Annotated in this window: 10 protein-coding genes and 2 pseudogenes; 4 read left to right on the top strand and 8 right to left on the bottom strand. The window is 41.1% G+C overall.

Going from position 1 to position 10,962, the window contains the following annotated elements; translation table 11 throughout:
- Positions 1-241 (top strand): annotated as a pseudogene (locus tag ACFX4L_RS20605) (IS5/IS1182 family transposase); the annotation flags it as partial.
- 163 nt (positions 242-404) lie between these two features.
- On the opposite strand, the gene ACFX4L_RS20600 reads toward ACFX4L_RS20605, so the two are convergent.
- The 3 genes from ACFX4L_RS20600 to ACFX4L_RS20590 all read right to left on the bottom strand — a co-directional run bounded on the left by ACFX4L_RS20600 (position 405) and on the right by ACFX4L_RS20590 (position 3,046).
- A complete protein-coding gene (locus tag ACFX4L_RS20600) occupies positions 405-686 on the bottom strand; it encodes an alpha/beta hydrolase (RefSeq protein ID WP_377406043.1) in 282 nt (93 codons plus the stop codon).
- A gap of 110 nt (positions 687-796) precedes the next feature.
- On the bottom strand, positions 797-1,306 hold the full coding sequence (locus ACFX4L_RS20595; RefSeq protein WP_284469466.1) for a MepB family protein: 510 nt from the start codon (positions 1,304-1,306) through the stop codon (positions 797-799).
- Positions 1,307-1,552: 246 nt separating this feature from the next.
- Positions 1,553-3,046: a peptide MFS transporter gene (locus ACFX4L_RS20590; protein ID WP_089362707.1), complete on the bottom strand. Its 1,494-nt coding sequence runs from the start codon at positions 3,044-3,046 to the stop codon at positions 1,553-1,555.
- Positions 3,047-3,373: 327 nt separating this feature from the next.
- Between ACFX4L_RS20590 and ACFX4L_RS20585 the strand changes: the two genes are divergently transcribed.
- Positions 3,374-3,598 (top strand): hypothetical protein, encoded by a 225-nt coding sequence (locus tag ACFX4L_RS20585; RefSeq protein WP_377386415.1) that lies wholly within the window; start codon positions 3,374-3,376, stop codon positions 3,596-3,598.
- 104 nt (positions 3,599-3,702) lie between these two features.
- Here the strand turns inward: ACFX4L_RS20585 and rsiV are convergent, their stop codons facing one another.
- Positions 3,703-4,572 (bottom strand): anti-sigma-V factor RsiV, encoded by an 870-nt coding sequence (rsiV, locus tag ACFX4L_RS20580; RefSeq protein ID WP_377386412.1) that lies wholly within the window; start codon positions 4,570-4,572, stop codon positions 3,703-3,705.
- The gene (locus ACFX4L_RS20575) at positions 4,557-5,072 is read right to left on the bottom strand and encodes an RNA polymerase sigma factor SigV (protein WP_377386409.1); all 516 of its coding nucleotides are present in this window, start codon (positions 5,070-5,072) and stop codon (positions 4,557-4,559) included. The genes rsiV and ACFX4L_RS20575 overlap by 16 nt, the downstream gene beginning before the upstream one ends.
- 185 nt (positions 5,073-5,257) lie before the next feature.
- On the opposite strand from ACFX4L_RS20575, the gene ACFX4L_RS20570 reads away from it, so the two are divergent.
- On the top strand, positions 5,258-6,664 hold the full coding sequence (locus ACFX4L_RS20570) for a polysaccharide deacetylase family protein (RefSeq protein WP_284469462.1): 1,407 nt from the start codon (positions 5,258-5,260) through the stop codon (positions 6,662-6,664).
- A 100-nt stretch (positions 6,665-6,764) separates the two neighbouring features.
- Here the strand turns inward: ACFX4L_RS20570 and ACFX4L_RS20565 are convergent, their stop codons facing one another.
- Positions 6,765-7,484 (bottom strand): YebC/PmpR family DNA-binding transcriptional regulator, encoded by a 720-nt coding sequence (locus ACFX4L_RS20565; protein WP_089362702.1) that lies wholly within the window; start codon positions 7,482-7,484, stop codon positions 6,765-6,767.
- Positions 7,485-7,745: 261 nt separating this feature from the next.
- Here ACFX4L_RS20565 and ACFX4L_RS20560 point away from each other — a divergent pair, with 261 nt between their 5' ends.
- Complete coding sequence (locus ACFX4L_RS20560; protein ID WP_377406041.1) at positions 7,746-8,462, top strand: DUF4261 domain-containing protein; 717 nt, start codon at positions 7,746-7,748, stop codon at positions 8,460-8,462.
- 351 nt (positions 8,463-8,813) lie between these two features.
- On the opposite strand, the pseudogene eutC reads toward ACFX4L_RS20560, so the two are convergent.
- Both eutC and ACFX4L_RS20550 read right to left on the bottom strand, forming a co-directional pair.
- Positions 8,814-9,566 (bottom strand): annotated as a pseudogene (gene eutC / locus ACFX4L_RS20555) (ethanolamine ammonia-lyase subunit EutC); the annotation flags it as partial.
- Between the two features lie 14 nt (positions 9,567-9,580).
- Positions 9,581-10,945 carry an ethanolamine ammonia-lyase subunit EutB gene (locus ACFX4L_RS20550; RefSeq protein ID WP_377386403.1) on the bottom strand — a complete coding sequence of 455 codons (1,365 nt, stop codon included), beginning with the start codon at positions 10,943-10,945 and terminating at the stop codon, positions 9,581-9,583.
- Positions 10,946-10,962: the final 17 nt, after the last annotated feature.

The following is a 10,962-nucleotide window of genomic DNA, read 5'->3' as shown; positions in this document are numbered from 1 at the left end:
CAAGACCTATTCTGTCAGTATTAAATCCAATGAACATATAGAACAGGCTACATTCCAGGAGAGTGAATATTTTAAAGGAAAATCAAAAGAACGTTATAAAATTGAAGCGAAAAACAGTGAATTGAAACACAGGCACGGGTATGATGTTGCAAAATCCTCGGGTCTACTTGGCATGGAATTACAAGGAGCAATGGCTATTTTCATCGTTAACTTGAAAAGAATATTGAAATTAATGGCCTAAAAAAGTGACAAACAGAAGCAAAAAAAGACGATTTCCATTCAAGTATCGAATGAGAATCGTCTTTTTTTAATTTGATTTACCGTACTAGTTAGAAAAACGTGAGTTTTTCAGCAGCCTCCTCAATGAGATGCCCTTTTTTCGCTTGAATTTTGGATGAACTCACCTATTCAAACAAAGGGATTTCCGGCGGCATCCCGGCTTCAGGCAAGAAATAAATGAAAATGGTGAAACAAATGATAAGCACGGAAAAGATGATGGCAATAACCGAAATGCCCAAGAGAAATTTTTTACCTGCTAAATATAAGCTGATCATCAGACTTGCAAACCCAATGATCAAATAAATGCAGGCTCCAACATATGAATTCAACTTTGGGAGAATCCCCGTGATGAAAAGCAGAACGAAAGTCATTTGCAGGGATATGCATATTCTAAGTAAACGTATCATTCTTACCTCCTGTCTATTTAAAAAGTTTAGTGAGATATTTAAATATAAAACTCGCCCCTATCAGCCTCTTCATGAACCATTGATAGCTAAGTGGTTCCTACATGGAAAATTTACATAGAATATAGGTCTAAAATTTTTTGTATGGGTAACTTATTCGCATGACTCAAATCAACAAAAAAAGGTAGTTGCCACTTTTGAGTCTTTATTGCCTGTTTACTAGTTGGATTATCCCAAATAGGATAAATCCTTATTGCCATTTTCCCTTTTACATTTTGCGTTTTAAGGACATTTTGTTTTGCGAGAATTTCTTTCGGGAAGATAAATTGCCCAAAATGGTCATTACTCATTGAGGTATTGATGACCAATAAATCAGGAGAATTTTCATATGCAAAGGGTTGATTTTTATCATTTTCGTCTTTTTCCCAAAACGCAACAAACTGTCCCACTTTATTGGGTGTTATTTTTGCGACTCTAAATCGAACCGATTTTGCATTTAAGTGAAATGTTCCAGCTCCGTATTCGGAATTTTGATATTCTTCTTGAATTGATTTTATAGACAGATGATTAGGTTCATAAACTATTTTGTTTACATGGGTTAAAGCTCTATAAAATTTATTCATTTCGCTACTCCTATTTACTTTGGAATGAAGCTTCATTGGTTTTTTAAGCATAAACTATGAGGCTGCTAAAACATCATATCAATTTTTTGGTAAAAATGGTATGTAATCAATCTGGCACGGTCGATACTATTACAATGCGAAAAAGCAAGATGCCAAAATCATTGTAATAAAAAAAATGACCCCGTTTAATTCGAGGTCATCTTCATTATATAGTCCATTCCTTTTTTCCTTACTGCTGGCTAAGTGTTAGCGAATGCCTTTCATGTAACCTTGAATCTTTGGTGATAAGGCCATCAGGGCCAGTCCAAGGATTATTGAAGCAACGCCGATCACTCCAAAATAAGCCATTTCGGTTTGAGGAGTGTAGAATCTGACGATTTGTGCGTTTAGTGCTTGTGCTGCTGCACTTGCCAGGAACCACAGGCTCATCGTTTGTGCCGAGAATGCAGCTGGAGCCAATTTTGTAGTTGCTGAAAGTCCAACAGGGGATAAACAAAGTTCTCCAAGCACTACAAGGAAATAGCTAAGTACAAGCCATAGCGGATTGACTAAAGAGTCTGATCCACCGAAATAAACAGGAAGCAGGATCACCAGGAATGATAAACCGGCGAACAGTAGACCTATTGAGAATTTTTGCGGTATGGTCGGCTGGCGCTTTCCTAGTTTAATCCATAACCATGCGAATACTGGTGCAAGGGTAATGATGAACAAAGGGTTCAATGATTGGAACCATGCCGGGTTTATTTGCATTCCAGCAAAATTCAACTGTGTCCGTTTGTCTGCATAACTTGCTAATATAGTCGCACCTTGCTCTTGAATTGCCCAGAACATGACAGCTGCTATGAACAAAGGAATATAGGCCATCAATCGTGAACGTTCAACAGAAGTTGTTTTAGGGCTGCGATACATGAAAATGAAATAAAGGGTCGGAATAAGGATCCCTAGAATACCTACAAGATTAATAAAGGTTTTAATCGTTAAGATACCTTTAGTGGCAGTGATGCCGATGATGGCAGCTAAAATCAATGCAGCTATTCCCAATTTAGTGAATACGGTTTTCTTTTCATTTTGTGATAATGGGTTAGCAGGAAGAGTTCCAGCTAGGCCCAGGTTCTTTTTCTTTGTTGCAACAAAGACGATGAGCCCAATTAACATACCAATTGCCGCCAGCCCAAAACCAAGGTGGAAGCTGTAGTTCATTCCGACTGTACCGACAAGAAACGGTGAAAGGAATGCACCCATGTTGATACCCATATAGAATATACTGAAACCGGAATCCCGGCGATCGTCATTTTCTGCGTATATTTCCCCTACAATGCTGGAAACATTCGGTTTTAATAGACCAGTACCCAGAACAATGAGTACCATGGAAACAAAGAACATGGAGAGACTGCCTGGTACAGCAAGGACAATATGCCCGAGCATGATTAAAATACCACCGTAAAATACGGCTTTTGAAGTCCCGAAAATCCTATCGGCAAGCCATCCGCCAATTATACCGGACATATATACTAAAGATCCGTAGATGGATACTAGGGCAAGGGCTGTGTGTTCATCAAGACCTAGTCCCCCTTTAGAAACTTCGTAATACATATAGTAAACAAGAATGGCCTTCATGCCATAATAGGAGAAACGCTCCCAGAACTCAGTAAAGAAAAGGGTGAATAGTCCTTTTGGGTTTCCAAAAAAACCTTTTTGGGGTACACTATCCACAATTTTCTGTTTATTTATCGTTGCCATACCTAGCCCTCCTTTTATTATTGTATAATAACTTTTATTTTCTCTGTTGTAAACAAATATTTAGTATATTTAAATAATTAATTTCAAAATAAATAATAATAGCTATTAAACAAAGCAAATCACACTAAAATCCTCCTAAAAAAAACGTCCAATCAATTTAGTCTAAAAGGAAGCTTCCATAAATGATATATTGCCCTAACTTTACCCATGTATTACGTTTGATAACAGTTTGGTTACGAGAGGGAAATTGCGAACCTTGAAAAAACCAGCCAAAACCGTTATATACACCGTATAATAGAAATAACAAAAAAATGAGGAGGCACAAATATGATAGGGTTAGTAACCGTTGTAATGATATTTTCCATTCCCATTATTGGAATCCTAACAAGCCATTTCGAAAAACAGGCAAAAAACAAACATAATATGATTAAAGACGAATTGGAACTCGAAAAACTTAAACACGCGAACTTCCTTATTGAAACGGAAAAAATGAGGCTGGAACTGGATCAGATGAAATTTGATGAAAAAAAAGACGAGCCAAGGTTACTGTAGTCAAGTAACATTGGTTCGTCTTTTTAATGGTTTTTGGGAGTTCCCGTTTTATAAACCCCTCGCCCTTCATAAGTATAATTAACGGACATTACAAATAAGGTCATTTAATGGATATATTGATCGCCAACAAGAAGGTCTGACAGCACCTTTGTCGGGATGATGAACTCGACGGCCCCCATATACCCGGGCGCAGCTTCATAGCTGTTAAAGGCGATGACTAGCTTGCCATCTTTGTTTATATAAAAGTTTTGGTTTTCATCAATGCCTTTAAATGCAGTAAGATCATCATCTTCGACCCAATATATCTTTTCCGGATCTTCAGCCATCTGCCGCTTCATCTGTTCCTTGATGTTCTTACTGATCACCTGAAGATAACGATCATCTTTAAATAGGCTATTTAACGTTAAAAGCACTTCGTTTTTCTTGTCGACTGTATCGAATTGACTTTCTGTAGAACTGGAAGCAGAAATCGTGTCCGTATAGCGCTGTACGGATAATATCGTTTCATTATCTGTCAATATCTCATATCCGCTTTCCACCGAGATATTGCCCTTTTCCCCTTCCTTCAGTTTTGACATGGAGTCGGTGAATTCCTTGTAGAGCTGCTTGCTTTCCGATAAGTATTTATCATTCAGGCTATTTTCAAGCTGTTTATTCTCCAGTCCGGAAATTGCAGGTGTTTTGATCACGGCCGAGGAATTATTCACATCCTCTTTCCACTCGACGAAGGTAATCACTTTAATGACCTTATCGACTATCGGAATATCACTCATGGCCTTTGCCGCTGCCGGACTGATGTTTACGGAAGCTGTCACTATCAGAAGCGCTGCAGCCGCAGACACCAGGATATTCCTTCCAACCCTTGGCTTCTTCCTGGGCTTTTCATTCAAAGCTGCTTGAACGACATCATTCAATTCTTTAGGGATCGGTGTTTTAAGATACTCTTCCCGCAGATCTTTTAATTTTTTTTCCATCTTTTCGTTTCCTCCCGTTCAGTCATGTTAATCCGCAATAGTTGCAGCGCTTTATATAATCTCGTTTTAATCGTGCTTACATTCTCTTCCAGAACCGCCGCTATCTCTTCCAACTTCAGGTCCTCAAAGAAACGAAGAACGACTACTGTTTTATACTTGACCGAAAGTCCTTCCAGGGCCTTTTGTAAATCCAGGTCGGGGTAGTGATCTTCCTCTCCGCTGCGTAAGTATTCTATTGTTTCGTCATCGGCGACTGTCAGCTTCTTTTTCTTTCGCAAAACATCAAGTGACGTTCGGACTATGATCTTATATAACCAGCTATCTATAGAAGCAGCGTCTTTTATTTTGTTGCTGGAGGCAAGTGCTTTTCTAATCGATTCCTGCACGATATCAAGCGCATCCTCTTGATTTTTGACATAGTAAAAAGCAAGTCTGTACAAATTGTCTTGCCGTTCGGTTATCCGGGCCGTTATTAATTGATTCATATCTAGATTTTTCATTGCATGATAGAGCTCCTTACATTTAAATTACGTATCCTAGGTACAAAGGATAGACGTTCGTGCAGCCATAAAAGTTTGAAAATGAACAAGGAAATATTTATAAATAAAAAAATGAAAATTTTTACAAACTTTTAAGGCTTTTGGCGCGTCTATATAGTAGAATGATTATCGAGGTGGAGTGCAACATGAGGAAACTAAATTATAAAAAAGTCTTTATTTTTCTATTTTGTCTAATAGCTGCAGTGGGAACGGTGGGGTTAGCCATCAAAAGCCTTGCTTTTGATAAGAAGAGAACCGTTTCCGCCTATACAAACGATAAAAATTACCCGGAAGCTGATATTCAAACGTATTTGAAAGATAATACGAAAGGCGGTTATTCGGCAAGCAGACCCGTTTTGCATATAGAAAATATCGACAAGCAACTAGAAGCTTACATAAAGAAAGAAATTAAAGATTATGAAAAAAGATGGAAAGCATCCGACGGAAAAGCATCCGAGCTTAACCTCACATACACGATCCTTCATTTCAGCCAGCAGACCATTACCATTTCCTTCGATAAATATGAACAAGTGGAAGGAAAGAAGCAGTCCGAATCCCGGATCTTCACTTATGATATTCCATCTCAGCAAAAGCTCTCTATAGAAGACATCTTTGCCACGGATTCTGATTATTTATCCGTTTTATCCGATATTGTTTTTGAAGAGTTAACCGAGAAGGAAGAAGAAGGCATTTCACAGAGTCTTATTAAGAAGGAAAACAAACTGAAGGCGGCCAACTTCGATTCTTTTTCAGTCTTGAAAAATACGCTTGTATTCTACGTTAAGACTGATGATTCAACTAAGACACATACAATAGCCATCAAGAAGGAACTTTTTAACGATAGCTTGCTAGATTCATATAAAAGTAAAGAATTGAATGAGGATCGTGTAAAGGAATGGCAGCCGAAACATATCGTCGCTAAACTGCCCGTGCAAAATGAATGGATCGACCCATCAAAAAAGGTCATTGCCTTGACGTTCGATGACGGGCCACATCCAATTCATACCATGTCCATTCTTGAAGACCTGAACAAGTATGATGCACACGCGACCTTCTTTGTGCTTGGAAGCCGTGTACAGCACTATCCGGAAGTTCTGCAAAAAATGCTTGAACAAGGAAATGAGATCGGCAACCATTCATGGGATCATCCGCAGCTGACTCGCTTAAGCAAGAACAAAATCAAGAGTCAAATCGAACAGACCCAAGACGCTGTAGAAAAAGCTACAGGTTCTGAGCCAAGTCTCGTCCGTCCCCCATATGGAGCGATTAACGGTAATGTGCGTGAATACATGGAGGATATGGAAGTCACACTCTGGGATGTCGATCCCGAAGATTGGAAAGACCGCAATGAAAAGAAAATCGTGAGCAAAGTGATGAGTAAAGCCAAAGACGGCGGAGTCATATTAATGCATGATATCTATCAAACTAGCGCCGAAGCTGCAGGAAAAATCATCAAACAACTGCATGACAAAGGGTATCAGCTGGTCACTATTTCGGAAATGGAAAGGGTAAAGAAAGACCGTGAACTTTCCGGAATCGTCATAAATGAATAATCAAAAGGAAAGAGCCTGTTTCATCATTCAAAACAGGCTCTTTTGCATCAGATAAAATAAGCAGGCCTTTGATCATATAGCAAAGGTCCCGCCCGTTTTTTCATTCACCAAGATCTACATTATGATAAACTTGTTGCACATCTTCCAAATCTTCCAATGCATCAATCATCTTTTCGAATTGTACCTGTGCATCTTCTGGAAGGGTTAGGTCATTTTGTGCAAGCATCGTCAGCTCTGCCACTGTAAAATCGGTGATTCCCGCATCCTTGAATGCTTGTTGCACAGCATGGAATTGTTCAGGTTCAGCATAAACGATGACCGCTTCTTCTTCTTCAATGATGTCACGTACATCAACATCCGCTTCCATTAACAGTTCAAGCACATCATCAGCCGTTTTACCTTCAATCCCGATGACAGCCGTTGCATCGAACATATAAGCAACAGAACCGCTGACACCCATATTCCCGCCATTTTTCCCGAATGCGGCACGTACATCAGATGCCGTCCGGTTCACATTGTTTGTCAATGCATCCACGATGACCATTGATCCATTTGGACCGAATCCTTCATAACGAAGTTCGTCATAGCTTTCTTCCGAACCGCCTTTAGCCTTTTCAATCGCACGGTCAATGATCGCTCTGGGAACATTGTACGTTTTCGCACGCTCAAGTACGACCCTTAACGCCTGGTTGGATTCCGGATCTGGTTCACCTTGTTTCGCCACTACATATATTTCCCGTCCGAACTTAGCATAAATCCGACTTGTATTTGCATCTTTTGACGCTTTTTTTTCTTTAATGTTATTCCACTTACGACCCATTATATTCCACTCTCTTTCATCATTGAATATACCGATTAGATTATTAAGATACTGCCCTACGAGAAAACCAATTACGGGAATTCCTTTGAAGATAGGCTATACGTTTACTAGATTATATTATACATCAATTGTATAAGTTTGAAAAAGTCCTGTACATCCCTCACTCGCATTAACTCAGCGGGTTGGCGCTATATATTATAAAATGCTATGGTGACATCAAGAGTGGTATAGTATGAATTGATCGGAAAGGAGAGATGATTCATGACGGAAAACCAAATCATCATCGGGATACCCGGAAAGTGGAAGGACCGGGCAGAATTGATTCAAACGGTCGCTTCCCAAAGCGAAGGGTACCTGTTAGCAGGGAATATTTTTCATACCAAGGATAAGAACATAACTTTTCAGGCAGAAATCCAGGATTATGAACCCACTTTAAAAGAGACCTTTTCTTACGCCAGTAAAGATGCCTTTTCAGAGAGATTATTAGCGGAAATCAATGAACATACCTTTACCGTTTATATAATAGCCGATACCGGAAATGTTACGGACTTGATCGATGCTGGGGCAGCAATCCTTAGGGCAGGCGGAATGGCAGTGAAAATAGAAACAGCTGGCATTGCCCATTCAAAGGAAGATTGGCAAAAGCTTCATCAAAGCCCCGATATTCTCTCGGTATATGCCCATTTTGCCACGATCATTGGAGAGGAAGATTATTATTGTTCATTCGGAATGAAAGCCTTTGGGCTTCCAGATGCCGTGACACTTAACACAATGAGTCCGAAAGAGGCGGCATCTTTACTTAACACATTTAATTATTACCATCTAGGTGAACGGCCTCTCTTTACAACTGGCGAAACCTTTAGCATACAACAAGATGCCCCCGACTTTATATTGACGGGCCTTCAGGACTTTAGATATGAAGAAGACCATCCCTTCTACAACCCGTTTGGATTGTGGAATTTAGGGACAAGTAAATAGAGGAACGATTCGCTCCTCCCAGACTTTAGACAAATTCGAACTGCCCCGTAAATGATAGACACCAAACTAACATTTACGGGGTGTTTTTTATTTTAAAAACGTTCCGATTGATTTCAGAAATCCGCTCCCTTTCCGCCGACTGTCTGCCAAGCCTCCTCGGCGCAAGCGCCTGTGGGGTCTCAGCTAGCCAGTTATTCGGCAGGTGTGTCGCAATTTTCTTCCACCAATAACGGATTCATAAAACAATAAAAAAACATATAAAGCGAGTGCCTGGAGAGGAAATCAACGACCTAGTCTTAATAATCATCAGGAAAGAGACCATCCGAACTTCCTTTTTTAGACACTAGGGGTTCAACCGAATTTTTCACTCTTTTCTTTTTCATGTTCTTTCTTCACGAGTGTCATGCCGCTCGCTTGGTATTTAAGGATCTTTTGAATGACCGTGCCAAGATGTGCACCCGCTTCAACTGGCGGGATCCCGCCTTTATGGATGTTGGAAATGACCATCCTCTCTGCTTCAATTATGCCCAAACAAGGTTTATAGCAAATATAAGCGCTTAATGATTCAGCACTGACAAGACCGGGCCGTTCGCCGATCAACAGGACAATGACCTCAGGCCTAAGGATTTCTCCAATATCATCCATCACGGCAACCCGGCCCTTTTCAATATAGAACGGTGTACCTGCATCCAATTTTGCCGCTGCCAAAGATTGTCTGAAAGATAAATAGACGTCCTCCACATTCTCTTCGATCGCCTTGGCACTTAAGCCATCGGAAATGATGATTTGAACCGTTGGGGCCATTATGCATTTTGCTTCGATCATTCGCTTTGCTTCGTCCGACAGCCTCCTGCCATAATCCGGACGCCGTAAATAGACTTCCTTATCATCGGCCTTCGTTTTCACCTTGAATAAATCCATGCGTTTCAATAGAGTTTCACTGACTTCACCATATACAGCATCAACGGCCGCCGCATGGTCAAAACGGAATTTCAGCCAGGAATCCGTTTTAGGACGTGTCCCCGATCTGCCTATCCCTATCCGGGCAGGGGTTTTCGCTATCAAGGCATCCAATTCTTCTTTATTATTCGGATCTTTCATTCCCATATCATCCACTCCTAATGGTTAAATATAGTTGGATCACCGGCACGCTTCGTTAACTTGCCGTTTTCCAGAATCCCCATCTTCACCAGCCAAGCTTCATATAATGGGGCTGGCCGCTTATCCATCGTTTGTCTCAATGTCGCAATATCGTGATAACTCAAAGACTGATAGTTTAACATGCAGTCATCCCCCATCGGAGTTGCGATGATGAAATTCACACCAGCCGCCGTTAAAAGTACACCCAGGTCCTCGATATCATTCTGATCCGCCTTCATATGATTCGTATAGCAAATATCCACTCCCATCGGCAGACCATGCATTTTTCCCATGAAATGATCTTCCAACCCGGCGCGGATGACCTGCTTGCTGTTATATAGATATTCAGGTCCGATGAATCCGACGACCGTATTGACAATGTACGGATCAAAATAGCGGGCAAATCCATAGTTTCTGGCTTCAAGCGTCACCTGATCGATTCCGAAATGCGCTTCCGCCGATAACTCCGAGCCTTGCCCCGTTTCAAAATAAAGATGCTGCGGACCTGTGCCGGTCCCATGAGCCTTTGCCACCTCGTTGGCTTCTTCGAGCAATTGAACGTCAATTCCAAAAGAACGATTGGCCGCTTCCGTTCCGGCTATGCTTTGAAAGATCATATCAGCAGGTGCACCCTGCTGTACTGCCTTCATTTGAGTGGTCACATGTGCAAGTACACAATTTTGGGTCGGGATGTTCCACTTCTGGATTACGTCCTGTGTCGCATGAAGCAGCCGCTTTACGCTTTCGACTGAATCATCAACAGGGTTGATTCCAATGAGGGCATCCCCGATTCCATAGGAGAGACCTTCTTTCAAAGATGCGAGCATGCCATCCACATTGTCAGTCGGGTGGTTAGGCTGAAGGCGCGAGGCAAGCGTTCCCTTGTATCCAATCGTACTATTATTCTTTGTGAGCACTTCGATTTTATTGGCAGCATGGATAAGGTCAAGGTTCGACATGATCTTGGCTGCCGCAGCAATCATTTCACTATTCAGCCCCCTGCTTATTCGCTTTAAATCGTCACCTGTCGTTTCGTCACTCAAAATATATTCACGAAGCTCGGCAACGCTCCAATTCTTCACAGATTGATAGATGGCTCCATTGATGAGACCATCTATGATCCGTGACACTTCATCCTCTTCCGGGGAGAGTAAGGGATAATTCCTAATGTCCGCCAAAGTCAATTCGCTAAGCACAGCTTTCGCCGCAATCCGTTCTTGGACAGAATCCGCCGCAATTCCCGCAAGCCTATCTCCTGATTTCTCTTCATTCGCTTTGGCCAAGACTTCTTTCAACGATTTGAATTGATGGATTTCCCCAAAGTATTGAGTAGATAATTTCATCGTATAATCCTCCGTTT

Origin of the sequence: Peribacillus sp. YIM B13482, assembly GCF_042787975.1 — a bacterium.
Taxonomy (GTDB): Bacteria; Bacillota; Bacilli; order Bacillales; family DSM-1321; genus Peribacillus; species Peribacillus simplex_A.
The sequence above is the reverse complement of the archived record's forward strand: the minus strand, read 5'-3'. Positions and strand labels throughout refer to the sequence as shown.

Coding starts and splice junctions, on each gene's coding strand:
- ACFX4L_RS20600 (WP_377406043.1), bottom strand. CDS start 686: ATGATACGTTTACTTAGAATATGCATATCCCTGCAAATGACTTTCGTT.
- ACFX4L_RS20595 (WP_284469466.1), bottom strand. CDS start 1,306: ATGAATAAATTTTATAGAGCTTTAACCCATGTAAACAAAATAGTTTAT.
- ACFX4L_RS20590 (WP_089362707.1), bottom strand. CDS start 3,046: ATGGCAACGATAAATAAACAGAAAATTGTGGATAGTGTACCCCAAAAA.
- ACFX4L_RS20585 (WP_377386415.1), top strand. CDS start 3,374: ATGATAGGGTTAGTAACCGTTGTAATGATATTTTCCATTCCCATTATT.
- rsiV (WP_377386412.1), bottom strand. CDS start 4,572: ATGGAAAAAAAATTAAAAGATCTGCGGGAAGAGTATCTTAAAACACCG.
- ACFX4L_RS20575 (WP_377386409.1), bottom strand. CDS start 5,072: ATGAAAAATCTAGATATGAATCAATTAATAACGGCCCGGATAACCGAA.
- ACFX4L_RS20570 (WP_284469462.1), top strand. CDS start 5,258: ATGAGGAAACTAAATTATAAAAAAGTCTTTATTTTTCTATTTTGTCTA.
- ACFX4L_RS20565 (WP_089362702.1), bottom strand. CDS start 7,484: ATGGGTCGTAAGTGGAATAACATTAAAGAAAAAAAAGCGTCAAAAGAT.
- ACFX4L_RS20560 (WP_377406041.1), top strand. CDS start 7,746: ATGACGGAAAACCAAATCATCATCGGGATACCCGGAAAGTGGAAGGAC.
- ACFX4L_RS20550 (WP_377386403.1), bottom strand. CDS start 10,945: ATGAAATTATCTACTCAATACTTTGGGGAAATCCATCAATTCAAATCG.